Below are 26514 nucleotides of genomic sequence, written 5' to 3'. Positions count from 1 at the left end.
TCAGCAGTGCGGCACGTCGACGAAGCCGCCGTCGGGCGCGCAGATGCTGGCGCGGCCCAGCCGTGTCATCTTCACCTGCAGTGCGTCGCCCTGGCGCGAGACCAGGCGCACGCGGCTGAGCGCCTGCAGGCCGGTGCCGCTCTGGCCGTCGAAGGCGAAGGTCTCGGCTTCGGCGACGCTGATGCCGGGCAGGTCGCTGGCCTGCACCCGCTTGAGCACCGCGCTGCTGGCCGAGGCACAGCCGGCCTGCGGGTCGAGCGTGATCGCATAGCACCACTGCGCACCCGCCTGGAACAGCACGTACATCGGTGCGCCGCGGCGGCTGGATTCGTGCCGCGCCTCGCCCAGGTCGGCCACCAGGTTGGCGGCGGCGGACTTGACGCGGTTGCGCGCCAGCCAGCTCGCGAAGGGCGGCGCGGCCAGCGAGGTCAGCACCGCCAGGATGGCCAGGCCGATCATCAGCTCGATCAGCGTCAGGCCGTGGCGGCGGCGGGCGGGAGCGGCGGGGACCATCATGTCGGCCAGCAGCTGCGGCTGGGCTCCTGGAAACTGAGCGCGCCTTCGACGCGCAGGCGCACCACGGTGCAGTCGCTGTCGCGCGCCTGCTCGCCCTGGGCGCTGGCCACGGCCTGGTAGCTGTCCGGCCCGCTGGTCTGCAGCGCGATGCGGTACAGCCCGCTGCCGCTCTGGCCGCTCAGATTACCGGGTAGCTGGTCGATCGCCTCGGCGTAGCGGCCGTAGCGCTCGCGGTACTGTTCCTGCGCCAGCTGCAGGCGTTGCAGCGTGACGGCGGCTTCTGCGCGGTGGCTGCGCAGCTGCTGGGCGCGGAAGCTCGGCAGCGCGACCATCGCCAGCACGGCCGTGATGGCCAGCCCGACGCAGAGCTCGACGAGCCCGAAACCGCGTTGCTTCATCGCCCGGCCCGCCCTCAGCCCAGCGACAGCATGCGCCGGCGCTTCTGGGTCTGGTCGATGTAGCGCTGCAGCGCGCGCTCGGCATTGCCGTCCAGGCGCACCAGCTCGCAGCCCAGGCGCACGCCGCGGGCGTTCTGGTGCATCGAGGTGATGTGGTGCACGTGCAGCGAGGCGGTCAGGCGCGTGTCCGGGTCCAGCTCCAGCCGCACCGCGTGCAGCGTGAGGCCGGCCTCGAGCGGCGGCATGTCGTCGGGCATCAGCAGCGCGCAGCCGCCGATGCTGACGTCCAGCACGCGCAGCGAGAGCTGGATGTCCGGCAGCGCGGGATGGCGCAGCAGCGCCACCGGTGCGCTGCGCTCGAGCGTGCGCACGCGGTAGGCCTGGCGGCGCTGGAAGCGGTAGATGCGCCGCGGCATGCCGGCCTGCAGTGCGCAGGCCGCGTTGCCGCGCACCAGCATCAGGTGCTGCAGGTCGAACTGCACCTTCACCGCCTCGAGGTAGGCCACCGCCGTGACTTCGTTCGATTCGACCAGCTGCTGCAGCTGCGGGTTGTCGCCGTCGGCCTGGAAGGCCAGGCGCTGGCTGGCCGAGTCGACCGTCCACAGCGCGGTGGTCAGGCTCACGCCTTCGGGCGCGCTCAGGTTCACCGGCGTGCTGCCGTCCATCAGCTGGCGCATCAGCGCCGCGATCTCGCGTGCCGATTCGATGCGGAATGCAGCGAACGGGTCCAGCCCGTCCGCATCGCCCATCGGGGCGGGCTGGGTGTCCATGAAGTTCATCGCGGAGCCCTCTGGTGGCGGCTGGGTCGGTGCCTCGGCGTTGGCGCTCGGTGCGGCGCTCAGTGCAGCGTCTTGGGCTTGCCGGCCATCAGGTGGTCCAGGTCGTCCAGCCAAGGTTCGGCCAGGTGGCGGATCTCGGCGTCGTTGACCAGGATGCGCTTCATGATGCGCGACTTCAGCTGGCTTTCCTCGGCACTGAGGTTGTTGCCGCGGGCCGCGTTCTTCAGCTGGCTGATCAACAGCACGCAGGCGCCTTCGAGCTTGATCACGTGATCCCAGTTGCCGGCGCGTGCCGCGTCGAGCATGTCGGCGCTGGCCTTCTCGATGGCCTCGTAGTAGGACAGTAGGCTGGTGTTCATGGTGGGACGTGGCTGCCGGAGGGGGGAATCAGTTGTGGGCTTGTGCGGCGGGGGTGCTGCCGATCGCGAGCCAGGCATCGCGCAGCGGCGTCACCAGGCTCACGCACTCGTCCAGTGCTTTTTCGTCATTGCGCAGGTTGGCTTGAGTCAGACGAACGCAGACATAGGCGTACAGATCCGCCAGGTCGCCGGCCAGCTTGCCGCCGGCCGTGAGGTTCAGGCCTGCCTTCAGGCCTTCGTCGATGATGCGAACGGCCTGGCCGATGGCCGCGCCCTTGGTCTGCACGTCCCCGGCGCGCATGGCGCCGCGGGCCTTGTGGATGGCTGCGAACAGGCCCTCGAACAGCAGCGTGATCAGGCGGTGCGAGGAGGCCTGGTCGACGATGGACTGGACGCCCACCGTCTGGTAGGCGCCGACGAACTGCCGGCCGCGGGGCGTGGATGCTGCAAACGACGCGAAGGACATGATGATGTTCTGCGTGAGGGGTGACGTTGGCTGTAATGCTGTTATCGGTCGACAGGAAGGCCGCTTGAGCCGCACGAGGACCGGTCTTACCCGCTGTTTCTGGCTTTAGGGCCGGGCCCGGCCGAAATGAAAAAAACCGGCTGCGGTGCACTGGGCACCGGCAGCCGGCGGGCGGGGTGGCCGCGTATCTTGCAGGCTAGGCGCTGCTGTTCTTGGCCAGGATGGCCATCTGCTGCGAGACGTAGCTCGACAGGCTGTTCAGCGAGGACATCTGCGTGTCCAGCGCGGTGTACTGGCGGCGCAGCCGGGCCTCGGTCTGGTCGAGCCGGTTCTGCATGTCGTCCTGGCTCTTCGAGTTGCGGCTGAGCATGCTCTTCAGGCTGGTCGTCTTGCTGTCGAAGGTGCCGCCGGTGGACAGCGCCGCGTCGGCCAGGGCCTTGTAGCGGCGGATGAAGCCGGTGCTGGCGTTGTCGGCACCGCTGGCAGTGAGCAGGTTCTTCAGCTCGGGCAGGTTGCCCATCGCATTGGTGAGCTTGGTGTCGTCGACGCTGAGCGTGCCGTCGGCGCCCATCGTGATGCCGACGTCCGACAGGCGCGAGAAGGTGGACGAGGCACTGCTGCTGACATTGATCACCGACCGCAGCTGGTTCAGCAGCGACACCGCGGCCGAGTCGCCCTGCAGCGTGCCGGCGGTCTTGGTGTCGGCGTTGTAGGCCGTCTGCGTGCGCAGCTGGTTGGCGATGTCGTTGTAGGCCGTGACGAAGTCGGTGATCTTGCTCTTGACGCTGGCGGTGTCGGCCGCCACCGCCACGCTGACCGGGGAGGTGGTCTCCTTCAGCAGCGTCAGGTTCAGTCCGTCCACCACGTTGGTCAGCGTGTTGCTCGCCGAGCGCACCGCGATGCCGTTGATCTGCAGCTGCGCGTCGGCCGCATTGGTGCCCAGCGTCATCTGCGACGTGCCACCGCCCTGGTCGTAGTTCAGGATCGACAGCCCCTGGGTGTCGTCGCCATCGTCGAAGGTTTCGCTGGCGGTGATGCGGAAGGCGTTCTCGGCGCCGGTGTCCTTCGAGCGGATCGACAGCCGCGCGCCCGAGGCGTCGTTGACGATGCTGGCGACGACGCCGGCACCGGCGGCATTGATCTTGTCGCGGATCGTCGTGAGGCTGGTGTCGCTCTCGCTGATCTCGACCGTGACCGGCGAGCTGCCGCTCTTGGCGGTGAAGGGGTTGTTGGTGTCGCCGGTCCAGGTGCCGAGTTCGATCGTCAGCGTGCCGGCGTTCAGTGCCGAATCGGCCGAGGGCTGCGCCGCGGCGGTCACGGTCTGCGCGACGGCGAGCTTGGTCACGTTCACCGAGTAGCTGCCCGCAGTGCTGCCGCTGCTGGTGCTGACCTTGATGGCCGTGGTGTCCGAAGGCGTCGCGGTGGTCTGGCCCCAGAGTGTGAGCGAGGTCAGCGCGTTGGCCTTGTCCTGCAGCGTGGAGAACAGGCTCTGGATCTTGCCGAAGGTGGAGATCTTGGTGTTGAGCCCGGTGGCCGAGGTCTTCAGCGCATCCAGCGGCTTCGATTCCACCGCCATCAGCTGCGTGATGATGCTGTTCACATCCAGGCCGCTGCCCAGCCCTGCGGAGCTGATGCTGCCCACGGTGGAGACGGATGAAGTCATGGCGTGTTTTTCCTTCGCCTACGGTCTATCGGCGCGCGCGCGCCGTGCTTGAGCCGTCCGCGCAAAAAAATCAGGCGGCCAAAAAAAAGAGCCAGCCCGCGAGGGCTGGCCCGAGGATCGAGCCCCCCGGCTCCTGTTCCCGTTCAACCCTGCAGCAGTTTCAGGACCTGCTGCGGCAGCGCATTGGCCTGCGCGATCATCGCGTTGCCGGCCTGCTGCAGGATCTGCGCGCGGCTCAAGTTCGCGGTTTCGGCCGCGAAGTCGGCGTCCATGATGCGGCCGCGGGAGGCTGACTGGTTTTCCGACGAGGTCTGCAGCACGCCGATGATGGCTTCGAAGCGGTTCTGCGCCGCACCGTAGGTGGCGCGTTCGCTGTTGAACTTGTCCATCATCGCGTCGAGGTTGGTGATCGCGGTGGACGCGGTGGCCGCCGAGGTCACGTCGCCGCCGGTCACGGCGGTGACGGTGGCGTCGGCCGACAGGTCGGTCGTCGTCACGGTGACGGTCTGGCCGGCGTCGGCGCCGACCTGGAAGTCCGTCGGTCCGGCGCCGCCGGCCAGCACGGCCAGGCCGTTGAAGGTGGTGGCGCCGATGGTGCGCGTGATTTCCTGCGCCAGCTGCTGGTACTCGGCGTCCAGGCTGGTGCGGTCGGCGGCGGTGTTGGTGCCGTTGGCCGACTGCACCGCGAGTTCGCGCATGCGCTGGGCCATGTCGGTCAGCTTGCCGATCGCGCCTTCAGCCGTCTGCGACAGGCTGATTGCGTCGTTGGCGTTGCGGATCGCGACATTCATGCCGCGGACCTGCGAGTTCATGCGCTCGGCGATGGCCAGTCCGGCGGCATCGTCCTTCGCGCTGTTGACGCGCAGGCCCGACGACAGGCGCTGCATCGAGGTCGCGAGCGAGCTCTGCGACATCGACGTGTTGCGCTGCGCGTTGAGCGAGGCAATGTTCGTGTTGATCGTCTGGGCCATGGTGGTGCTCCACAAGAATCGATGACTCCCGGAGACCTTGCCTGGCCCTTCGTCGGGCCTGCTCGGCAATCCATCCGGTCCCGCCACCGCGGAATGCGATGACGTTCAAATGGATTGTCGGCATCGCCGCCGCGGGCAATGCCCGGATATGCGGCGCGAATACCGGCCAGTTCGCGCTCCCGGTCCGCCAAAAGAAAAGCGCCGCCCCGTGAAGGGCGGCGCCTGGCCGAGAGGGCGGGGTGGGGCGGCCGGGGATCAGCCGCGCAGCAGCGCCATCACTTGCTGCGGCAGCTGGTTGGCCTGGGCGACCATCGCGTTGCCGGCCTGCTGCAGGATCTGCGCGCGGCTCAGGTTCGCGGTTTCCGCCGCGAAGTCGGCGTCCATGATGCGGCCCTTGGCAGCGGCCTGGTTCTCCGAAGAGGCCTGCAGCACGTTGACGATGGCGTCGAAGCGGTTCTGCGCCGCACCGTAGGTGGCGCGCTCGCTGTTGAGCTTGTCGATCAGCGAATCCAGGTTCGTGATCGCGGTCGTCGCGGTGCCGGCCGTGGTGATGTCGCCGCCGGTCACGGCCGTGACGGAAGCGTCGGCCGACAGGTCGGTCGTCGTCACCGTGACGGTCTGGCCCGAGTTGGCGCCCACCTGGAAGTCCTGCGCACCGGCGTTGCCGGCCAGGATGTTCAGGCCGTTGAAGCTCGTCGCACCGATCGTGCGGGTGATTTCCTGGCCCAGCTGCTGGTATTCGGCGTCGAGGTTCGTGCGGTCGGCGGCGGTGTTGGTGCCGTTGGCCGATTGCACCGCCAGTTCACGCATGCGCTGCACCATGTCCGACAGCTTGCCGATCGCGCCTTCAGCGGTTTGCGACAGGCTGATCGCGTCGTTGGCGTTGCGCACCGCGACGTTCATGCCGCGCACCTGGGCGTCCATCCGGCTGGCAATCGCCAGGCCGGCGGCGTCGTCCTTCGCGCTGTTGACGCGCAGGCCCGACGACAGGCGCTGCATCGAGGTAGCGAGAGAATTTTGCGAGGCGCTGGTGTTGCGCTGCGCATTCATTGACACCACGTTGGTGTTGATGGTCATGCCCATGATGAACTCCTAAAGGTTTCCCAGATATCCCGGCAATAGCGCCGACGTTACTCAGGTCGCGCACCCCTGAATGCGGGTGTGCTTCCGTTGCTGGCCCGACGGGGTTCATCACCTTCGCCGGAGCCCGCCCGCGCTAGTCGCCGCTGGACATTGGTGCTTGGTGTTCCACCGCTATCCCTCGGCCGGCTAACCGGACCGCGGGGGCCTTACGACCGCCCGTTGGGATGGGTATCGGCCCGGCAGTCGCGCAACTTGAGGGTGTTTCGCGGCGCTTTTTCAGTCGATGTCAATCACTTCTTTGGCCGAATGCGTGACCTTCGGCACGAAGCTAGCCATCAATTCGGGCCGGGATTTGCCGTCTGAGGGGCCGGCCGCCGCAGCGGCGGCGGCTTCAGACAGTTGCCGGACGGCTTGGCCGCAGCGACACCAGCGCTTCGATGCGCTTGAGCAGTTCGCGGTCGTGCCAGGGCTTCTTGAAGATGCCGTACAGGCCCTGGCAGTCGTGCACCTTGGCCTGCAGTTCGTCATGCCCGGTGATCGCGACGATCGGCAGGTCTTCGGTGTCGAGGCTGCCCTGCACCGCGGCGATCAGCTCGATGCCGTTCATGTTCGGCATCTCGAGATCCGTCACCAGCACCGCGAAGCGGCTGCGCCCGAGCAGGTCGAGCGCCTCGACGCCGTCGCAGGCGGTCTCCACCAGGTAGCCCGCGCCCTCGAACAGCTTGCGCAGCTTGGCGCGTGCCACTGCCGAATCGTCCACCACCAGCAGGCGCGCCGGTTCGTCGCGCCCGGCCGGGGCGGGTGCCGGCGGCGCCACGGTGGCCACGGGGGCTGGCGCATCGTCGCGCCGGGCCGCCAGCAGCAGCAGCACGGCAATCGGGATCGCGATGACGAATGGAATCAGGTAGACGTTGAGGGTGTCTGCTTCGAACATCGATCGGTACCTGCAGGCTGCAACGGCCGGTATCGGGGCGTTCGAATCATTGTGCCGCGGGCCGCCGCCGCGCGGGTCTCGGGCCGGCATCGGGGCCAGGGAGACAACGTGTAGGAATTTGCCTGACAAGGCCGACCGAAAAAGCGGGACTCCAGATCACGAATTGGCCTGATGTTCCGGTCCAGTTCCGGTCTCTACAGTTCGTTTCACGCTGAACGAACTTCTTAACCCCTCGCCACACACCGCCGGAGACCACCCCATGAACGCCGACCAGATCCTCGCCGAAATCCGTGAAGCCAACCTGTCGTACATGATGCTGGCCCAAAGCCTGATCCGTACCGACCGCGAGCAGGCCCTGTTCCGCCTGGGCGTGAGCGAAGAGACCGCGACGCTGATCGCCACGCTGACCCCGGCGCAGATGATGAAGATCGCCTCCGGCAACACGCTGCTGTGCCGCATGCGCTGCGACGACGACCTGGTGTGGGGCCTGCTGACCAGCCACGGCAAGTCCTCGGCGAACGACAGCGTGTCGCGCCTGCATGCCTCGATCCTGCTGGCCGGTCGCCACCAGGAAGCGGCCTGAATCCCGCCTCGCCCCCAGCACCACCGAACCGATCCCGGAGAGACAGCATGACCCGCAGCAAGAGCATCCTGACCGAAGCCAAGCAGATCGAAACCGCCGTCGAGCTGATCCGCCTGGGTGCCCGCCTGCAGGTGCTGGAGAGCGAGACCGACCTGAGCTACGAGCGCCTGCTGCGCCTGTACAAGGAAGTGGCCGGCAAGAGCCCCAGCAAGGGCCAGCTGCCGTTCTCCACCGACTGGTTCATGACCTGGCAGCCGAACATCCATGCCAGCCTGTTCCTGAACATCCACGAATACCTGAACAAGGTGGCCGAGCTCGACGAGATCGACACCGTGATCAAGGCCTACAAGCTGTACCTCGAGCAGGTGGGGGCGCAGGAGCTCGAGCCGCAGCTGTCGATCACCCGGGCGTGGCGCCTGGTGAAGTTCGTCGACAACGGCATGCTCTCGATGACCAAGTGCAGCAAGTGCAGCGGCCACTTCGTGACCCATCCGCACGAGATCGCGCGCCACTACGTGTGCGGCCTGTGCAACCCGCCGGCGCGCGCCGGCAAGGGCCGCAATGCCGGTGGCATCCGCCTGGCGGGCGTGAGCGACGAGATGCGCGAGGAACTGCGCGCCGAAGCGCAGGATTGCACGGCCCACTGAGTTGCCTGCGGCAGCCGCGCTTGACCTGCTGCTGCCGATGACCGAAAACAGCGTTGTATGCGATGACTTCTTGTTTGCTTGTCTCCTCCTAGCACATCCCCTGTGCTTTTGCGGGCGGGTTCCTCGAGCGGAATCCGCCCTTTTCTTTTCCGTCGGGGGATTCCTCAAGCTTCGCCATCGCGGTCCGATAAAAACGGCAGTGGCCCTCCGCCGAGGGCCGTGAACCCTTGAAACCTTGAGACCGTGAACCTCGTCCCGTTTTCCAAGCAGTACCTGCGACTCAACGAAGCCTTGCCCTTCGGGCTGCGCGACGCTGCCGGTCGTCTGCTGCTGGCAGCCGGCTCGCGGGTCGACCGGGCCGACGTGCTGGAAGAACTGCAGTCCGCCGAGCTCTATGCCGACGAGGGCGAGTCCAGCGACTGGCGCCGCCGCCTGGGCGGGGCGATCGACGCGATGCTGCTGCGCAATGCGCCGCTGGGCCGCATTGCCGATGCACGGCCGCAGCCAATGGACGACGACCGCGCAGCGGCGCGCCAGTTCACGCTGCGCTTCGGCGAGCAATGGGACGAGCTGTGCGCCGGCCTGGACGGGTTGCTGCGCGACCCTGGCGCCGATCGCAGCTGGCAGCAGCGCCTGCAGGCCCGCTGCGACGCGGCGCGCACCCTCAGCGAACGCCGGCTCGACGATTCGCTGTACCACCTGATCTACGGCGCCGGCCACAGCACCGAAAGCTACAGCAGCCACCATGCGTTGCTGTGCTTCATCGTCGCCCGCGAAACCGCGCGCCTGCTCGAATGGGACGCCGATCTGATCGGCAGCCTCGAGCGTGCCGCGCTGACGATGAACCTGTCGATCCGCCGGCTGCAGGACATGCTGGCCGCGCATGCGCCGACGATGACCGCGGCGATGCGGGCGGAGCTCGACCAGCATCCGGCCAAGTCGGCGCAGATGCTGGCCAACGCCGGCGTCACCGACCTGGCCTGGCTCGAGATCGTGCAGCTGCACCATGACGACAGCCGCAAGGCGATGCCGCTGTCCGCGCTCAGCGGCCCGCAGCAGGCCGCGCGCCTGCTGCGCCGGGTCGACATCTTCACCGCGAAGCTGAGCCGCCGCGCCACGCGCGTGCCCTCCACGCCGGTGCAGGCCGCGCGTGAAGCCTGCATCGGCGCCGATGGCGTGCCCGACGAGATCGGCGGCGCGCTGCTGAAGGCCGTCGGCCTGTACCCGCCGGGCAGTTTCGTCGCCCTGGCCAATGGCGAGATCGGCATCGTGATCGGCCGCGGCCGCCGTGCCAACCTGCCGCTGGTGGCCGCGCTGGTGGCTGCATCGGGCGCGCCGATGGGCACGCCCGCGCTGCGCGACACGCTGGACAAGCGCTACGCGGTGAAGTCGGCCGTCAGCGTCGACAAGGTCAAGGTCATCCCGCCGCACGACCGGCTGATGATGATGCGCTGACTCCGGCTGCTGCACCGCCGCGCGCCGGCTTCCCGGCGCTTTTCCGTCGATTGCCTGTTGCTCGTCGCTCCGACACTGGAGCAATGAGTGTTTCCCTGCCCTCGCCACGCCTGGTCTGGCCGCTGCCCGCGCTGCTGGCCTGGGGCTCGGCCTGGGCCCTGTTCATCGCGCTGCGCGGCAACCCGGCGCTGCAGCCGGTGGCGCTGCCGGCGGGCATGCTGGCCGGCGCCGCCTGGGCCTGGCCGCCGCAGGCCGGCTGGCGCCGCCTGATCGTGGCCGCGGGCTTTCCGCTGTCCGCGCTGGCCAGTGGCCTGGCCGCCGGCCTGCCGGCCTGGGCCTGGCTGCTGCCGCTGACCTTGCTCGCGCTGGCCTACCCGCTGCGCGCGTGGCGCGATGCGCCGCTGTTCCCGACACCGCCCGACGCCCTGGCCGAACTGCCGCGGCACATCCGCCTGCCGCGCGGTGCGTGCCTGCTCGATGCCGGCTGCGGCCTGGGCCATGGGCTGAAGGCCCTGCATGCCGCGTGGCCCGAGGCGCACGTCGAAGGCATCGAATGGAGCTGGCCGCTGCGCCTGGCCGCCGGCTGGCGCTGCCGCTTCGCACGCGTGCGGCAGGGCGACATGTGGCGGCTCGACTGGTCGGGCTATGACCTGGTCTACCTGTTCCAGCGCCCCGAAAGCATGGCCCGCGCACTGGCCAAGGCCGAGGCGCAGATGCCGCGCGGCGCCTGGCTCGCGAGCCTGGCCTTCGAGGTGCCCGGGGCGCGCGCGCAGGCGGTGCTGCGCGCCGAGGGCATGCGCCCGATCTGGCTGTACCGAATCGGCGAAAACAAGCCGTTCCGCTCAATCCACGCCGACCCCGGCCGATAACCCACGCAGAAAGACAAGCGCCGGCCCGCTGGGACGGCGCAGCGTTCAACCAGCTACACACCATGTTCGTCATCATCGGTTGGCTCCTGGCCCTGGGGTGCATCTTCGGGGTGTTCATCGCACACGGCGGCAACATCGGCGTGATCCTGCACGCGCTGCCGTTCGAGCTGATCACCATCTTCGGTGCCGCGGCCGGCGCCTTCCTGGCGAACAACCAGATGAAGGTGGTGAAGGCCGCGATGAAGGGCCTGGGCCTGTGCTTCAAGGGCAGCCGCTTCAGCAAGGCGCGCTACATGGAGCTGCTGGCGCTGATGTTCGACATCCTGCAGAAGGCCCGCAAGGAAGGCCTGATGTCGATCGAGAAGGACGTCGAGGACCCGCACAACTCGGCGGTGTTCCAGAAGTACCCGACCGTGGGCAGCGACCACCATGTGGTCGAGTTCATCACCGACTACCTGCGCATGATGGTCTCGGGCAACCTCAATGCCCACGAGATCGAAAGCCTGATGGACAGCGAGATCGAGACGCACCACCAGGAAGAACACGCGGCGGTGGCCGCGCTCAATCGCCTGGCCGGCGGTCTGCCGGCCTTCGGCATCGTGGCCGCGGTGCTGGGCGTGGTCAACACCATGGGCTCGGTCGGCCAGCCGCCGGCGGTGCTGGGCGGCATGATCGGCTCGGCACTGGTGGGCACCTTCCTCGGCATCCTGCTGGCCTACGGCTTCGTCGAGCCGCTGGGCGGCCTGCTCGAGCAGAAGGTCGAGGACGCCGGCAAGGAACTGCAGTGCATCAAGACCACGCTGCTGGCCAGCATGCAGGGCTACGCGCCGCAGGTGGCCATCGAGTTCGGCCGCAAGGTGCTGTACTCGGGCGACCGCCCGACCTTCGTCGAGCTCGAGTCGCACGTCAAGGGCAAGAAGTGATAACGGGCTAAGACGATGGCCGGCGATTCGAAGAAGCTCCAGCCCATCATCATCAAGCGGGTGAAGAAGGGCGGCCACGCGGCCCATGGCGGCGCGTGGAAGATCGCCTACGCCGACTTCGTCACGGCCATGATGGCCTTCTTCCTGCTGATGTGGCTGCTGGGCTCCACGACCGAAGGCGACAAGAAGGGCATTGCCGACTACTTCGCCTCGCCGCTGAAGGTGGCGCTGCTGGGCGGCGGCTCGGGCTCGGGCGATTCCTCGCACGTCGTCAAGGGCGGCGGCGAGGATCTTTCGCGTTCCACCGGCCAGGTGCGGCGCGGCGACCTCGATGCCACGCGCTCGACGATCAACCTGCACGTGCTGAAGGAACAGCAGCGCAAGGCCGAGATCTCGAAGCTCGAGGAGCTGAAGGAGCATGTCGAGAACGAGCTGCGCAACAACCCGAAGCTGGCGCAGTACGCCGCGCAGATCCGCATGGACATGACGCGCGACGGCCTGCGCATCCAGATCGTCGACGAGCTGAACCGGCCGATGTTCGACTCCGGCAGCTCGGTCGTGAAACCGTACATGCGCGAGCTGCTGCGCGCGATCGGCAGCGTGCTGGGCGAGGTGCCCAACCGGCTGACGATCGAGGGCCACACCGACGCCCAGCCCTTCGGCACCAACGACCGCGGCTACAGCAACTGGGAACTCTCGTCCGACCGTGCCAATTCTTCCCGACGCGAGCTGATGGCCGGCGGTCTCGAGGAGAACCGCGTGCTGCGGGTGCAGGGGCTGGCCTCGAGCTCGCTGTTCGTCGCCGACGACCCCTTCGATCCGCAGAACCGCCGCATCAGCATCATCGTGATGAACCGCGATGCGGAAGACCGCTTCTTCCGTCCTCGGCTCGATGCCGAACCCGAAGCGCCGGCGGCCGCTGCCGAACCGTCGATTCGTCCCGAAAAGCCGATGTTGGTGTCAAGTCAGCCGATCGTCGGCCGATAAGAACCCCAGCAATCGCTGCCACCTCACCACCGCCCCTGCCAAGCCCATCCGAAGGACAGTCATGAGCACTCCCTCCGACCTGAAGTTCCTCATCGTCGACGACTTCTCCACCATGCGTCGCATCGTGCGCGGCCTGCTCAAGGAAATGGGCTGCAACAACGCGGACGAGGCCGAAGACGGTGCCGTCGCGCTGGGCATGCTCAAGACCTCGCGCTTCGACTTCGTCGTCAGCGACATCAACATGCCGAACATGAACGGCTTCGAGCTGCTCAAGGCCATCAAGGCCGACGAGTCGCTGAAGCACCTGCCGGTGCTGATGGTGACCGCCGAGGCGCGCAAGGAAGACATCGTGCTGGCGGCGCAGAGCGGCGCAGCCGGCTACATCGTCAAGCCCTTCACCAAGGCCACCTTGGAAGAGAAGGTGCAGAAGATCATGCAGAAGCTCGCGGCGACCGCCTGAGCGACGAGCACCACGAACGCCCAGGAGCACATCATGAAAATGGAAGACTTGACGTCGTTGGTTCCCACGCAGCCGATCGTCGCCTCGCCCGAGGTGTTCCAGCAGATCGGCACCATCACCCGCCTGCTGCACGACACGATGCAGCAGCTGGGCGTGATGCCCAAGCTGCAGATCGCCACCGACGGCCTGCCCGACGCGCGCAGCCGCCTGAGCTACATCGCCACCAAGACGGCCCAGGCCGCCGAGAAGGTGCTGAACACGGTGGACCAGGCCAAGGCCGAGCATGCCCACATCGCTGCCGAAACCCGCAAGCTGGCCGACGCGCTGGTGGCCGACCCGGTGAAGGCGGTGGCCTCGGGCGCGGTGCTGAATTTCGTCAACGATGTCGAGTCGCGCACGCAGGTGATCGATGCGCACCTCACCGACATCATGATGGCGCAGGACTTCCACGACCTCACCGGCCAGGTGGTGGCCAAGGTCGTGACGCTGGCCAACGACCTCGAAGACAGCCTGGTGAAGCTGCTGGTGCAGGTGGTGCCGCCCGAGCAGCGCGAGAAGGTGGACCCGAGCATCCTGCAGGGCCCGGTGGTCAACCCCGAAGGCCGCACCGACGTGGTGTCGGACCAGGGCGAGGTGGACGACCTGCTGGCCAGCCTGGGGTTCTGACACCCGCTCGCACAGCACACCGAACGGCGGCCTCAGGGCCGCCGTTTTGCTTTCGGGGCCCGCTGCAAGACCCCGCGCCGGCAGCGCCTGCGGCCGAGCCGGGACAATCGGCGCCATGCAGATCGATTTCATCTCCGACGTGGCCTGCCCCTGGTGTGCGGTGGGCCTGCATTCGCTGGACAAGGCGCTCGCCGCCCTCGGACCCGAGGTGCCCGTCACCCTGCGCTTCCAGCCCTTCGAGCTGAACCCGACGATGGGGCCGGAGGGCGACAGCATCGTCGCCTACCTGGGCCGCAAGTACGGCATCAGCGAAGCGCAGATCCGCCAGAACCAGGTGGCGATCCGCGAGCGTGGCGCCGCGGTGGGCTTCCAGTTCGGCGAGCGCAACCGCGTGTGGAACACCTTCGACGCGCACCGGCTGCTGCACTGGGCCGGGCTGCAGGGCGGCGGGCAGCAGCATGCGCTGAAGCTGGCCCTGCTGCAGGCCTACCACGGCGAGGGCCGCAACCCTGGCGATGCCGAGGTGCTGGTGGACCTGGCCACGCAGGTGGGCCTGGACGCCACGCAGGCGCGGGAGATCCTGGCCGGCGATGCCTATGCGGCCGAGGTGCGCGCGGCCGAGCGCGAGTGGGCCGAGGCCGGCATCCAGTCGGTGCCTTCGGTGGTGATCGACGGCCGCCACCTGATCCAGGGCGCGCAGCCGCCCGAGGTGTTCGCGCAGGCGTTGCGCCAGCTGGCGGCCCGGCCGGACTGACGTCGCCCGGCCCGCCCGGGCCGGATCAGGGCCGGCAACCCGCCGCTTTTGCGCCCTTCAAGGTGGGAGGGGGCCTCCTACCATGGCTTGCCACTGTCACAAGCTGCGCCAAGCCACGCCATGCCCACGCTGACCTCGCCCCCGCCGGCCACCTCCCTGCCCACGCTGACCGAGCTGATGGGCCAGGCCTCGGCCTTGCAGCAGGCCGGCCAACCCGAAGCGGCCGCCGCCGCCTACCAGCAATGGCTGGCCAAGGCCGGCGCGGTGCCGCTGCGCCATGTGGCGCTGTTCAACCTGGGCACCTTGCTCAGCAACCTGCAGCGCGAAGCCGAGGCCGAGGCCGCCTACCGCGAGGCGCTGGAACTGCAGCCCGACTTCGCGCATGCGCTGCTGAACATGGGCCATGTGCTCGAACGCCGCGGCGCGCACGACGAGGCGCTGGCGCACTGGCGACGCGTCAGCGATTCGAACGAGACGCTGGACCTGCGGGTGCATGCCATCAACAACCAGGGTCGGCTGCTCGAGACCCTGCGCCGCTACCCCGAGGCCGAGGCCTGCCTGGTCAAGAGCCTGCAATGGCAGCCGAACCAGGCCGACGTGATCCAGCACTACGTCCACCTGCGCCAGAAGCAGTGCGAATGGCCTGCGCACCAGCCGGTGGGCGAGGTGACGCCGAACCAGCTGCTCACCGGCACCTCGCTGCTGGCGATGATGAGCGCCAGCGACGACCCCGCGCTGCAGCTGCTGGCCGCGCAACGTTTCTGTTACGAAAAGGTGCCCAAGCCGCCGGCGGTGGCGCTGCACAGCCTGATGCCGCCGCGCAGCGGCCGCATCAAGGTCGGCTACCTGTCCGGCGACCTGCACACCCACGCGGTGGGGCTGCTGACGCCCGAGCTGTTCGAGCTGCACGACCGCAGCCGGTTCGAGGTCTATGCCTTCTGCTGGACGCCCGAATCGCCGACGCCGCAGCGCAGGCGCCTGCTGGCGGCGATGGACCACCACGTGCGCCTGGCCGGTGTCGACGACGAGACCGCCGCCAAGCTGATCGCGCAGGCCGGCATCGACGTGCTGGTCGACCTGCAGGGCCTGACCAGCGGCGCGCGGCCCGCGATCCTGGGCTACCGCGCCGCGCCGGTGCAGGTCAGCTACCTCGGGCTGCCGGGCACCTCGGCCCTGCCGGGGGTGGACTGGATCCTGGCCGACCGCTTCGTGATGCCGCCCGAGCTGCTGCCGTACTGCACCGAGAAGCCGATCTACCTGCCGCACTGCTACCAGGTCAGCGACCGCCAGCGCGACGTGGCCGACAAGCCGGTGCGCAGCACCTACGGCCTGCCGGACGATGCCTTCGTCTTCTGCTCGTTCAACAACAACTTCAAGTTCACGCCGGAGATGTTCCGCACCTGGATGCAGATCCTGCACGAGGTGCCGGCCAGCGTGCTGTGGCTGCTGGCCGACAACGACACCGCGCGCGAGAACATGCTGCGCGAGGCGGACGCCGCCGGCGTCGCCCGCGAGCGGCTGATCTTCGCGCCGCGTGTCTCGCCGGCCGAGTACCTGGCGCGCTTCCAGCTGGCCGACCTGGTGCTCGACACCTTCCCGTACAACGCCGGCACCACCGCCAGCGACGCGCTGTGGATGGGCACGCCGATCCTGACGATGAGCGGCCGCAGCTACATCTCGCGCATGGCCGGCAGCCTGCTCACCGCGGTGGGCCTGCCCGACCTGGTGACCGACAACCTGGCCGACTATCGCAAGCTGGCCATCGCCATCGGCCGCCAGCCGGCGCGCGCGGCGTCTTACAAGCGCTACCTCGCCGAGCAGGGCCGCAGCTCGCCGCTGTTCGACCTGCCGCAGCTGGTGCGCGACATCGAGACCGAATTCGAACGCCTGGCGCTGCAAGCCCGCGCCGCCCGCGCCGCCTGACCATGAACCCGACACCGAACGGCGCGCCGCCGAGCCCCGAGGCCTGGAACCTGGACCACGACGCGCTGGCCCATGCGCTGGCCTGGCTGACCCGGCACCACGGGCGCGAGCGCACCGTGGAATCGCTGCTGGCCGGCCAGCCGGTGAACGGCCCGATCGACGCCGCGATGGCGCTGCGCGTGCTGCGCGAGGGCGGCTATTCGGCCGGCCTGCTGCAGCGCCGGCTCGAAGACCTGCCCGCGCTGCTGCTGCCCGCGGTGCTGCTGCTGAACAACGGTGGTGCCTGCGTGCTGACCGGCCGCGACGCCGCCAGCGGCCGCTGCCAGATCGTGCTGCCGGGGCGCCTGCACCTGCCGCGCGAAGTGAGCGACAGCGAGCTGGCCGCCGACTACAGCGGCCAGCTGATCGTCGCCACGCCGCAGCTCACCAAGCCCGACACGCCGGACCAGACCCGCCTGCTGGCCGACCCGGCGCGCCACTGGCTGTGGGGCCACGTGCGCCGATTCCTGCCGTACTACCGCTCGGCGCTGCTGGCCGCGCTGCTCAGCAATGCGCTGATGATGGTGACCGGCATCATCACCTCGGTCGTCTACGACAAGGTGATCCCGAACCAGGCCATGGTCACGATGTGGGCGATGGCCGTGGCCGGTGGCATGGCGCTGGTGTTCGACCTGTCCGCGCGCCAGCTGCGCGCCTACCTGATCGACATGGCCGGCCGCAAGACCGACGTGCTGGTGGGCGCCACGCTGTTCCGCCAGAGCCTGGGCGTGCGCATGGAGAACCGGCCGGGCAACTCCGGTGCCTATGCCCATGTGCTGGGCCAGATCGAGATGGTGCGCGAGTTCTTCTCGTCGGCCACGCTGTCGGCGATTTCCGACCTGCCGTTCATCCTGGTCTTCGTCGGCATGACCTTCGTGATCGGCGGGCCGCTGGGCTGGGTGCTGGTGATCGCGATCCCGCTGATCCTGGGCTTCGCGTTCGCGATCCAGAGCATCCTGCGCCGGCTGCAGACCGCCAACATGCAGCAGACCGCCGACCTGCACGGCGTGATGGTCGAGGTGGTCGACGGCATGGAAGACCTGAAGGCCGCCGGCGCGCAGGGCCGCTTCGTGCAGCGCTACGAGACCACCACCGCCGCGGCGGCCGAGACCGCGCTGCGCGCGCGCAGCGTGTCGAGCTGGACCATCAACCTCTCCGGCGTCTCGCAGCAGGCCATCACGCTGGTGATGCTGCTCTGGGGCGTGCACCTGATCCAGGACAAGGTCATCACCGGCGGCATGCTGATCGGCGCGGTGATGTTCGCCGGCCGCGCGATCGCGCCGCTCACCAGCGTCGTGATGCTGGCCACCCGCTTCCAGGGCGCGATGGCCGCGCTGCGCGCGCTGAACAAGGTGATGGAGCAGCCGCTCGAACGCGAGGTCGGCCGCGCCTACATTCCGCAGCGCGAGTTCAGCGGCCGCATCGGGCTGAACGACGTGAGCTTCGCGTACCCGCCGTCCAACCCGCTGGCGGTGGACGAGCCGACGCCCGAGGTGCTGAAGAACGTGAGCCTGCGCTTCGCGCCGGGCGAGCGCGTGGCCATCCTCGGCCGCATCGGCAGCGGCAAGTCGACCATCCTGCGCCTGCTGGGCGGGCTGTACCAGCCCACCGCCGGGCAGGTGGAGGCCGACGGCATCGACCTGCGCCAGTTCGACCCGGCCGACTACCGGGCCCGCGTCGGCTTCGTCGCGCAGGACCCGCGGCTGTTCAACGGCACGCTGCGCGATAACGTGCTTCTGGAGCGGCCTAGCGCCGACCCGGCACGGCTGGCCGAGGTGGCCCGCCTCACCGGCCTGCAGCGCCTGGTGGCCAGCCACCCGATGGGCTGGGAGCTGCCGGTCGGCCAGGCCGGCGCGCTGCTCTCGGGCGGCCAGCGCCAGCTGGTGGCGCTGGCACGCTGCCTGGTCACGCAGCCGAAGATCCTGTTGATGGACGAGCCCACCAGCTCGATGGACGCGCAGTCCGAAGTCGCCTTCCTGCGCCAGCTGCATGAGGCCAGCGGCGACTGCACGCTGATCATGGTCACGCACCGCCCGGCGGTGCTGGAGCTGGTGAACCGCGTGATCGTGGTCGACAACGGCCGCGTCATCCTCGACGGCCCGAAGGCCCAGGTACTGGCCGCGCTGTCCGGCGTGCGCGCGCCGGCCGGCCCCGACGTGGCGGCGAACACCGCGCCGGTGCAGTCGCCGCAGGTGCCGACCACGCCGGCCCAGGTGGCGGCGCAGGCCGCCGCGGCCGTCACTGGCGGGGTGGCCGCATGATCGCCGCGATCCTCGGACGCCGCAGCGCGCAGCCGGTGCTGCGGCCGGACGACCTGAAGTACGTCAACCCGCTGACCGCCGCGCACGTGGCCGAGCCGATGCGCGCCGCGCACTGGGCCATCTACCTGATGCTGGCCGCGCTGGCCTGCGCGGTGGGCTGGTCGACCCTGGCGCACGTGGACATCATCACCCGCGCCGATGCGCGCGTGATCCCCGAAGGCCGCGAGCAGGTGATCGCCAGCCTGGAAGGCGGCATCCTGCGCGAGCTGCTGGTGCGCGAAGGCCAGCAGGTGCACGCCGGCCAGGAGCTCGCGCTGCTCGACCCCACGCGGCTGGAGGCGCAGCAGAACGAAGGCGAGGCCAAGCGCCTGGCGCTGCGTGCGGCGATCGCGCGGGCGCAGGCCGAATCCACCGGCCGTGCCCTGAGCTTCCCGCCCGAGTTGAAGAATGCGCGCGTGGCGGTGGCCGGCGAGACCGAGTCTTACCAGGCGCGCCAGCGCGGGCTGCAGGAATCGCTGGCGATGAACCGCCGCAACCTCGCGCTGCTGGAAAAGGAACTGCAGGTGGCCGAGACCATGTCGGCCAAGGGCCTGATGAGCGAGGTGGAGGTGATGCGCGTGCGGCGCCAGGTCAACGACCTGAACGCGGCGATGGAAGAGCGCGTCAACCGCTTCCGCCAGGAGGCCAGCGCCGAACTCGTGCGGCTGCAGACCGAGCTGGCGCAGCTGGGCGAGCAGATGGTGGTGCGCGACGACGCGGTCAAGCGCACCGTGCTGCGCTCGCCGGTCAACGGCCTGGTCAAGGTGATCCGTGCCAACACGATCGGCGGCGTGGTCTCGGCTGGCTCGTCGGTGATGGAGGTGGTGCCCATCGGCGAACGCGTGCTGGTCGAGCTGCGGGTCAAGCCCGGTGACATCGGCTTCATCCAGCTGGGCCAGAAGGCCGAGGTCAAGCTCAGCTCCTACGACTTTGCGGTGTATGGCCGGCTCAAGGGCCAGGTCACCACCATCAGCCCCGATGTGCTGGGCGACACCGAACGCCAGGCCACGCCGGGCGCGGCCGATGCCACCTACTACCGCGTGATGGTGCAGGCCGACCGCTCGAGCCTGAAGGTCGGCAGCAAGCCGCTGCCGGTGCTGCCGGGCATGACCGGCACCGGCGAGATCAACGTCGGCGAGCGCTCGGTGCTGAGCTACCTGATGCAGCCGATGACGAAGGCGCAGCAAGTCTTCCAGGAACGCTGAACGCTGCGCGTTCTTCATCCCCGCGCCATGCCCGACGCTTCGCTGCTGCTCGATCCCGACCACCGCTTCCGCCGCATGCACCAGGTGCTGCTGGTGGCCGGCGTGGCGTTGGGCATGGCCGCGCTGTACCGGCTGGCCTCGGGCAGCCATGGCATCGTGTTCTGGGTGATGGTGGGCACGCTGGGCCTGCTGGGCGTGGCCCGCTGGCTGCTGCAGCAGGGCCGCGCCGATGCCGCGGCCACCGTGATGCTGGGCGCGCTGACCGGCATGCTGAGCTACTTCATGGTGCGTGGCGCCGGGCTGCGCGACGTGGCGCTGCTGGGGTATCCCGGCATCCTGGTGTTCACCGCGTTGCTGGGCAACCGGCGCCTGTTCATCGCGCTGCTCGCAACCTGCCTGGTGGTGTGTGTCGGCGTGGGCCTGGCCACCGTGCTGGGCTGGCGCGACAACACCACCCGGCCGCTGACGATGCCCGAGGTGATGGACGTCTGCGTGATCCTGGTGGCGTCCTCGCTGAGCATCGGCCTGATGGCCAACGACCTCGGCCGCGCCCTGAAGCGCCTGGCGTACGAGAACGCCGCGGTGCGCGAGCAGCAGCGCCGCATCGAGTACCTGGCCAGCCACGACACGCTGACCGGGCTGCCCAACCGCCTGGCCGCGCGCGACCGCTTCGTGCAGGCCGCTTCGCTGGCCGCGCGACAGGGCGGCAAGGTGGCGTTGCTGTACCTGGACCTCGACCACTTCAAGAACGTCAACGACTCGCTGGGCCACCCGGCCGGCGACCAGCTGCTGCGCGCGATGGCCGCGCGCCTGGCGCCGCTGCTGCGTGGCAGCGATGCCTTGAGCCGCCTGGGCGGCGACGAATTCCTCGCGCTGCAGGTCGACGCGCAGGACGCGGACCACGTGGCCGCGCTGGCCAGGCGCCTGCTCGAGGCGGTGGCCGAGCCGCTGCCGCTGCAGGGCCTCGAGGTGCATGGCGGCGCTTCGATCGGCATTGCGCTTTACCCCGACGACGGCAACGACTTCGACAGCCTGATGAAGAAGGCCGACATCGCGATGTACCGCGCCAAGAGCGCCGGCCGCAACGCCTTCCGCTTCTTCGATGCGCAGATGAACGCCAGCGTCGCCGAGCACCTGCAGATGGTCGACTGGATCCGACAGGGCCTGCAGCGCGGCGAGTTCGAGCTGCACTACCAGCCGCAGGTCGAGCTGGGCAGCGGCCGCGTCATCGGCGCCGAGGCGCTGCTGCGCTGGCGCCATCCCGAACGCGGGCCGATTTCGCCGGCGCAGTTCATCCCGGTGGCCGAGCATTCGGGCCAGATCGTCGAGCTCGGCAACTGGGTGCTGCGCGAAGCCTGCCGCACCGCGGCCGGCTGGCGCGAGGCCGGCCTGGGCGAACTGGTGATCTCGGTCAACCTCTCGCCGGTGCAGGCGCGGCGCGGCGACCTCGAAGCCGCGGTGCACCGCGCGCTGTTCGATGCCGGCCTGCCGCCGCAGCTGCTGGAGCTCGAGCTCACCGAGACCATGCTGATCGAGGAGACCGAGACCCTGCGCGCGATGCTGGCGCGGCTGCGCGCGATGGGCATTGCCTTCTCGATCGACGACTTCGGCACCGGCTACTCGAACCTCGCGTACCTCAAGCGCTTCGAGGTCGAGCGGCTGAAGATCGACCAGTCGTTCATCCGCCGCCTGACGCAGAACGCCGAGGACGACGCGATCGTGCGCGCCATCCTGCAGATGGCCCAGGCGCTGCGCCTGGGCGTCATCGCCGAAGGCGTGGAAGACGCCGCCACGCTGGCGCGCCTGCAGGCACTCGGCTGCCCGTTGGGCCAGGGCTACCACTGGGCGCCGGCGCTGCCAGCCGATCGCTTCGAGGCCTTCGTGCGCGAGCGCCAGGCCAGCCTGGTCTGATCGCGAATCTCGATGACGCCAGCAGGGCCTGCGGCATTGAAATCGGGCCCGCTGGCCGCACACTGCGCGGCAGAGGCCGGGGGTTCCGGCCGATGCAAGCGAGTGTCGAGATGAAACGCCTTCTGGTGGCCGCCCTGGTGGCGGTGTTGGGCTTGGGGCTGGGCCTGGGCCCGGTCGACGTGGAAGCCAAGCGCCTGGGGGGTGGCACCAGCTCGGGCATCAAGCGCACGACGCCGCGCCAGCAGTCGCCGGTGCAGGCGCCCCCGCAGCAGCAGAACCCCGCGCAGCCGAATGCGCCGCAGCAGGCCGCGCAATCCGGCCCGGGCGCCCAGCCGGCGGCCGCGGCGCCCAGGCGCTCGTGGATGGGCCCGCTGGCGGGGCTGGCTGCCGGCATCGGGCTGGCCGCGCTGCTCAGCCACTTCGGCCTGGGCGCCGAGGTGGCCGGCCTGCTGACGATGGTGCTGGTGGCCGGCCTGGTGGTGTTCGTGGGCCTGTGGCTGATGCGCCGTTTCGCGCGCCATGGCCATGGCGTGCCGGCGCCCGGCAACCGGCTGCAGTACGCCGGCGCGGGCGCGCCGCCGCCGGCGTTCGGCGGCTGGCCGGGCACGCCGGCTCCGCCTGCACCCGCGGCGCCGGCCCTGGCCGGCTTCGATGCCGCCGGCTTCGAGCAGATCGCCAAGCAGCTCTTCACCCGCCTGCAGGCCGCCAACGATGCCGGCAACCTGGCCGAGCTGCGCCGCTACGCCACGCCCGAGATGGCCGAGCAGTTCCAGCGCGAGCTGATGCAACGCGGCGGGGCCGCGCAGCAGACCGCCGTGATGAAGCTGGACGCGCAGGTCGTCGACACGGCGGAAGAGGGCGGCCAGCAGGTCGTCAGCGTCCGCTTCCACGGCCTGATCGTCGAGGCGCAGGACAGTGCCGCGCAGCCCTTCGACGAGGTCTGGCACTTCGTGCGCCCGGCCGACGGCAGCGGTGCCTGGGCGCTGGCCGGCATCGCGCAGACGGCCTGAGCCGGCGAAAGGCGTCCGTCCCGGCCGCGGCGACGTAGGTGGGGGTAGGTCGCAGCGACGCGCTGCGTTACCCTCGCCCCCCATGTCCCCCGCGCTGCCCGAACGATCGAATGCCGAGCTCTCGCGCCTGCTGGCGCGCGTGGCGCTGCGCGACCGCGGCGCCTTCGAGCAGGTGTACCGCCTGACCTGCGACCACCTGCTGGGCCTGGCCTACGGCATCCTGAACCGGCGCGACCGCGCCGAGGACGTGCTGCAGGAAGCCTTCATCAACGTCTGGCATGGCGCCGCGGGCTTCAACCCGGCGCTGGCCACGCCGATGACCTGGCTGATCAACATCGTGCGCAACAAGGCGATCGACAAGCTGCGCAGCGGCAAGAGCGAACGCGCGGCCACCGTCGAACTGGACGACGAGGCGATGCAGCTGCCCGACGAGGACGCGCGCCAGCCGCAGCAGCTGCTGGAAGACAGCCTGATGCGCGTGCGCATCGATGCCTGCATGGCCGGCCTGGCCGCGGCGCAGCGGCAGGCCATTGCGCTGGCCTATTACCGCGGCCTGGTGCACACCGAGATCGCCGAGATCCTGAACGCCCCGCTGGGCACCGTGAAGGCCTGGGTGCGGCGCGGCGTCGACAAGCTCAAGAGCTGCCTCGAGACGGCCGGGGTCACCGCCGCATGAGGGCCGGCGCATGAACCTGCTGCTGCCCGAACGGCTGGACGCGCTGGCGCGCGACTACGCGCTGGGCACCATGGTCGGTGGCGCGCGGCGCCGCTTCGATCACCTGTTGCGCGAACAGCTGGCCGCGCAGCAGGCCGTGGCGCACTGGCAGGGCCGGCTGGCACACCTGGCTGCGCCGGTGCCGCCGCTGGCGCCGCGGGCCGAGGTCTGGCAGGGCCTGCAGCAGCGCCTGTTCCACGAGGCGCCGGCACCGGCCGCCCGCAAGCCGTGGTGGCAGGCGCTGTTCGGCGGCGGCCAGCTCTGGGCCGGGGCGCTGGCCGGTGCGCTGCTGTGCGTGCTGGTGCTGCGCCAGCAGCCGCAGCTGGGCGGGCTGGAAACGCGCCAGGAAGCGCTGCCGGCCAGCTATGTCGGCCTGCTGCTGGACGTGGGCGGCAAGCCCGCGGTGCTGGCCAGCTCGCGCCGCCACGGCCGGCGCCTGGACGTCAAGCTGCTGCAGCCGCTGGTGGTGCCGGCGGGCCAGGTCGCGCAGCTCTGGGGCCTGCCGAAGGACGGCGGCGCGCCGTTCCCGATCGGCGTGGTGCCGGCCGGGGACAAGGCCGGCATCACGGTCACGCTGCCGCTGCGCGACAGCGCCGAAAAGCTGTTCTTCAACACCGCGCGGCTGGCGGTCAGCCTGCAGCCCGCGCCGGCCCTGCCTGGCGAGGCGCCGGCAGCGCCCTTCGTGCTGTCGGGGCATTGCGTCAAGCTCTGGTAGCCGGGCGCAGGATTTCCTGCGGGCGGCTGCGTCCGCCGCGCCACCCGGTCTCGTAAGTGCGGGCAGGACGCCCAGCACAAGGTGTCCATCCATCCACCCCAACCCGAGGAACCGCCCCATGAACGCTGCCCCCCTGGCCCGCCTTGCCGCCGCGCTGATCATCGCCACCAGCGCCTGCGGCGCCGCCCGCGCCGCCGACACCGCGCCCGCCGCGCCCGACAAGCTGGCCCCGGCCCGCGCCGAGATCAAGGCCGGCCGCTGGGTGGCGGCGATCGACGAGCTGAAGAAGGTCAACGACACCGGCAGCGCCGACTGGAACAACCTGATGGGCTACAGCCACCGCAAGGCCAAGACGCCCGACTACGCCGCCGCCGAGCGCTACTACAACGAGGCGCTGCGCATCGACCCCAAGCACCGCGGCGCGCTCGAATACTCCGGCGAGCTGTACCTGATGCTGGGCGACCTGCCGAAGGCCGAGGCCCGCCTGGCCACGCTGGACAAGGCCTGCTTCCTGCCCTGCGAGGAATACAAGGACCTGAAGGAAGCGGTGGCACGCTTCAAGGCCAACGGCAACAAGTACGTCGCGCAGCCCTGAGGGCGGCGCACGTCCACCGGCGCGAACAGCGGCGGGATTGCCGCGGCTTTTCCGCCGATCGGGCCGGGCGGCCTTGGCATCTACTGGCGGCTGCGTCCCGCCGGGGCCCCGTGCCCGCCCGTCCGCCGTGCTGCCTTCTGCCTTCGCTGTCTGCCGTGTTGCCCGCCGTCGCCTCGCCTGTGCCGCGCTGCTGGCGCTGGCCGTGGCCTGGCCGGGGCGCCTGGTGCAGGCGGCGGGCTGCACCGATGCGCCGGCGACACCGGTGGCCGCCACGGCAGATGCCCAGGCCGCACGCCAGGCGCTGCGCACGCTGACCTTCAGCGCCATCGAGCGCAACCCGGGCGTGGCCGCTGCACGCCTGCTGGCCGATGCCGGGCTCGACGATGTGCGCGAGGGCGAGGCCGCGAAGCGCCCGCAGGCCTCGCTGTCCGTCACCACCGGGCCGGCGGCGATTCATGGCGCCGGCGTCACCGAAAGCAGCGCCAACCAGCTGCGCGCCGGGCTCACGGTGAGCCAGCTGCTCTACGACGGCGGCCGCACCGACCGCCTGATCGACGTGCGTCGCCTGCAGGGCGAGGCCCTGCGCCTGAGCCATCTTAGCCAGCGCGAGCAGCTGGCGCTGAGCGCGGTGTCCGCCGCCTTCGAGTTGAGCCGCTACCGCCAGCAGGCCCAGGTGTATGCCGAGTACCGCCAGAGTGCGGCCTGCCTGGTCGAGGCGCTGGAGCAGGTGGTGGCCGCCGACCGCGGCCGCCTGAGCGAGCTGGTGCAGGCGCGCAAGACCCTGCTGCAGGTGGAGCTCACGCAATCGCAGACCGATGCCACGGTGCGCCAGGCGGCGCTGCGGCTGCAGCGCTTCGTCGGCGAGCAGTCCCTCGGACCCGGCGTCTTGAGCGGCGCCTTGCTGCAGCTGCCGTCGATGAACACCTTGCTGGCCGCCGCCGAGCACTCGGCCGAGGTCACCCAGCTCGAGGTGCAGGCCCGCGCGGCCGAGGCGCTGACGGAGTCCATCGCCGCCGGCAACAAGCCGCAGCTGAGCTGGAGTGCCGGGCTCACCCAGGCCAACAACTACGGCGGCAACATCCCCGGCAGCCGCAGCACCGGCCTGAGCGTCGGGCTGAACCTGAACATTCCGCTGCTGAACCCCGGCACCGATGCCGCTGCCGAGGCCGCCCGCAAGCGCGCGCAGGCCGCGCTGCTGCAGCGCGACGATGCGCTGGAAGCGCGCAGGTCCCGCATCACCGACCTGTACGACCAGGCCAGCTCGGCCTTCGACCGCGCGCGCCAGACCGAGGCCATCCTGCGCGACAGCGAACGCCTGCGCGGCTTCACGCTGCAGCAGTGGCAGCAGCTCGGCCGCCGCTCGCTGTTCGACGTGATGGCCGCCGAAAGCGACCACTTCAGCCTGCGCATCGCGCAGGTCAATGCGCTGCACGACGGCCAGCAACTGGCCGCGACGCTGCAGTCGCTCGGCCCGGGCCTGCTCGACTACCTGCGCTGAGCCGCTCGGCACCGCCAGCGGGAAATTGAGGCCGAAAAGCGCCGGCTTTCCGCCGATTGCGCCGGACCCCGGCGGGGTCTACTGGAGCCC

General features: G+C 69.8%; 27 protein-coding genes. 18 read left to right on the top strand and 9 right to left on the bottom strand.

Features of this window, described 5'->3' with window-relative positions; translation table 11 throughout:
• The 9 genes from ACILR4_RS01615 to ACILR4_RS01575 all read right to left on the bottom strand — a co-directional run bounded on the left by ACILR4_RS01615 (position 1) and on the right by ACILR4_RS01575 (position 7169).
• Positions 1–516, bottom strand: coding sequence for a Tfp pilus assembly protein FimT/FimU (locus ACILR4_RS01615; protein WP_395699069.1), 516 nt, complete (start codon positions 514–516; stop codon positions 1–3).
• Positions 513–914, bottom strand: coding sequence for a type IV pilin protein (locus ACILR4_RS01610; RefSeq protein WP_395699068.1), 402 nt, complete (start codon positions 912–914; stop codon positions 513–515). The genes ACILR4_RS01615 and ACILR4_RS01610 overlap by 4 nt, the downstream gene beginning before the upstream one ends.
• A gap of 14 nt (positions 915–928) precedes the next feature.
• A complete protein-coding gene (locus ACILR4_RS01605) occupies positions 929–1693 on the bottom strand; it encodes a flagellar brake protein (RefSeq protein WP_395699067.1) in 765 nt (254 codons plus the stop codon).
• Positions 1694–1752: 59 nt separating this feature from the next.
• Positions 1753–2052, bottom strand: a complete 300-nt coding sequence (locus tag ACILR4_RS01600; protein ID WP_395699066.1) for a flagellar protein FliT — start codon at positions 2050–2052, stop codon at positions 1753–1755.
• A gap of 28 nt (positions 2053–2080) precedes the next feature.
• Complete coding sequence (gene fliS / locus ACILR4_RS01595; RefSeq protein ID WP_395699065.1) at positions 2081–2518, bottom strand: flagellar export chaperone FliS; 438 nt, start codon at positions 2516–2518, stop codon at positions 2081–2083.
• Between the two features lie 196 nt (positions 2519–2714).
• Positions 2715–4181, bottom strand: coding sequence for a flagellar filament capping protein FliD (gene fliD, locus ACILR4_RS01590; RefSeq protein WP_395699064.1), 1467 nt, complete (start codon positions 4179–4181; stop codon positions 2715–2717).
• 143 nt (positions 4182–4324) lie between these two features.
• On the bottom strand, positions 4325–5152 hold the full coding sequence (locus ACILR4_RS01585; protein ID WP_395699063.1) for a flagellin: 828 nt from the start codon (positions 5150–5152) through the stop codon (positions 4325–4327).
• 255 nt (positions 5153–5407) lie between these two features.
• Positions 5408–6235, bottom strand: a complete 828-nt coding sequence (locus tag ACILR4_RS01580; RefSeq protein WP_395699062.1) for a flagellin — start codon at positions 6233–6235, stop codon at positions 5408–5410.
• 391 nt (positions 6236–6626) lie between these two features.
• Entirely contained in the window at positions 6627–7169 is a 543-nt protein-coding gene (locus ACILR4_RS01575; RefSeq protein ID WP_395699061.1) for a response regulator, read from the bottom strand.
• A gap of 259 nt (positions 7170–7428) precedes the next feature.
• On the opposite strand from ACILR4_RS01575, the gene flhD reads away from it, so the two are divergent.
• The 18 genes from flhD to ACILR4_RS01485 all read left to right on the top strand — a co-directional run bounded on the left by flhD (position 7429) and on the right by ACILR4_RS01485 (position 26424).
• Positions 7429–7752 carry a flagellar transcriptional regulator FlhD gene (flhD, locus tag ACILR4_RS01570; protein WP_395699060.1) on the top strand — a complete coding sequence of 108 codons (324 nt, stop codon included), beginning with the start codon at positions 7429–7431 and terminating at the stop codon, positions 7750–7752.
• Between the two features lie 47 nt (positions 7753–7799).
• Entirely contained in the window at positions 7800–8399 is a 600-nt protein-coding gene (gene flhC, locus ACILR4_RS01565; RefSeq protein ID WP_395699059.1) for a flagellar transcriptional regulator FlhC, read from the top strand.
• A 243-nt stretch (positions 8400–8642) separates the two neighbouring features.
• Positions 8643–9854, top strand: coding sequence for an HD-GYP domain-containing protein (locus ACILR4_RS01560; RefSeq protein WP_395699058.1), 1212 nt, complete (start codon positions 8643–8645; stop codon positions 9852–9854).
• An 83-nt stretch (positions 9855–9937) separates the two neighbouring features.
• Complete coding sequence (locus ACILR4_RS01555; RefSeq protein ID WP_395699057.1) at positions 9938–10723, top strand: class I SAM-dependent methyltransferase; 786 nt, start codon at positions 9938–9940, stop codon at positions 10721–10723.
• A 62-nt stretch (positions 10724–10785) separates the two neighbouring features.
• The gene (gene motA, locus ACILR4_RS01550; protein WP_395699056.1) at positions 10786–11646 is read left to right on the top strand and encodes a flagellar motor stator protein MotA; all 861 of its coding nucleotides are present in this window, start codon (positions 10786–10788) and stop codon (positions 11644–11646) included.
• A 15-nt stretch (positions 11647–11661) separates the two neighbouring features.
• Complete coding sequence (gene motB, locus ACILR4_RS01545) at positions 11662–12633, top strand: flagellar motor protein MotB (RefSeq protein WP_395699055.1); 972 nt, start codon at positions 11662–11664, stop codon at positions 12631–12633.
• A 61-nt stretch (positions 12634–12694) separates the two neighbouring features.
• The gene (cheY, locus tag ACILR4_RS01540) at positions 12695–13093 is read left to right on the top strand and encodes a chemotaxis response regulator CheY (protein WP_395699054.1); all 399 of its coding nucleotides are present in this window, start codon (positions 12695–12697) and stop codon (positions 13091–13093) included.
• Positions 13094–13126: 33 nt separating this feature from the next.
• Positions 13127–13759: a protein phosphatase CheZ gene (locus tag ACILR4_RS01535; protein ID WP_395699053.1), complete on the top strand. Its 633-nt coding sequence runs from the start codon at positions 13127–13129 to the stop codon at positions 13757–13759.
• Between the two features lie 115 nt (positions 13760–13874).
• Complete coding sequence (locus ACILR4_RS01530; RefSeq protein ID WP_395699052.1) at positions 13875–14513, top strand: DsbA family oxidoreductase; 639 nt, start codon at positions 13875–13877, stop codon at positions 14511–14513.
• Between the two features lie 120 nt (positions 14514–14633).
• On the top strand, positions 14634–16436 hold the full coding sequence (locus ACILR4_RS01525) for a tetratricopeptide repeat protein (RefSeq protein WP_395699051.1): 1803 nt from the start codon (positions 14634–14636) through the stop codon (positions 16434–16436).
• Between the two features lie 2 nt (positions 16437–16438).
• The gene (locus ACILR4_RS01520; protein WP_395699050.1) at positions 16439–18736 is read left to right on the top strand and encodes a type I secretion system permease/ATPase; all 2298 of its coding nucleotides are present in this window, start codon (positions 16439–16441) and stop codon (positions 18734–18736) included.
• Positions 18733–19980: an HlyD family efflux transporter periplasmic adaptor subunit gene (locus ACILR4_RS01515; protein ID WP_395699049.1), complete on the top strand. Its 1248-nt coding sequence runs from the start codon at positions 18733–18735 to the stop codon at positions 19978–19980. Before ACILR4_RS01520 ends, ACILR4_RS01515 begins: the two co-directional genes overlap by 4 nt.
• Before the next feature lie 27 nt (positions 19981–20007).
• Positions 20008–21891, top strand: a complete 1884-nt coding sequence (locus ACILR4_RS01510) for a putative bifunctional diguanylate cyclase/phosphodiesterase (RefSeq protein ID WP_395699048.1) — start codon at positions 20008–20010, stop codon at positions 21889–21891.
• Between the two features lie 110 nt (positions 21892–22001).
• Positions 22002–22901, top strand: a complete 900-nt coding sequence (locus tag ACILR4_RS01505; protein ID WP_395699047.1) for a Tim44 domain-containing protein — start codon at positions 22002–22004, stop codon at positions 22899–22901.
• A gap of 82 nt (positions 22902–22983) precedes the next feature.
• The gene (locus tag ACILR4_RS01500; RefSeq protein WP_395699046.1) at positions 22984–23577 is read left to right on the top strand and encodes a sigma-70 family RNA polymerase sigma factor; all 594 of its coding nucleotides are present in this window, start codon (positions 22984–22986) and stop codon (positions 23575–23577) included.
• 10 nt (positions 23578–23587) lie between these two features.
• Positions 23588–24331, top strand: a complete 744-nt coding sequence (locus ACILR4_RS01495) for an anti-sigma factor domain-containing protein (RefSeq protein WP_395699045.1) — start codon at positions 23588–23590, stop codon at positions 24329–24331.
• Positions 24332–24449: 118 nt separating this feature from the next.
• Positions 24450–24926 (top strand): tetratricopeptide repeat protein, encoded by a 477-nt coding sequence (locus ACILR4_RS01490; protein ID WP_395699044.1) that lies wholly within the window; start codon positions 24450–24452, stop codon positions 24924–24926.
• A 127-nt stretch (positions 24927–25053) separates the two neighbouring features.
• Positions 25054–26424, top strand: coding sequence for a TolC family protein (locus tag ACILR4_RS01485; RefSeq protein ID WP_395699043.1), 1371 nt, complete (start codon positions 25054–25056; stop codon positions 26422–26424).
• Positions 26425–26514 lie beyond the last annotated feature (90 nt).

This window comes from Aquabacterium sp. (assembly GCF_044226965.1).
Classification (GTDB): Bacteria; Pseudomonadota; Gammaproteobacteria; order Burkholderiales; family Burkholderiaceae_C; genus Pseudaquabacterium.
Note: the sequence above shows the minus strand (reverse complement) of the source record. Positions and strands in the feature narration are given on the sequence as shown.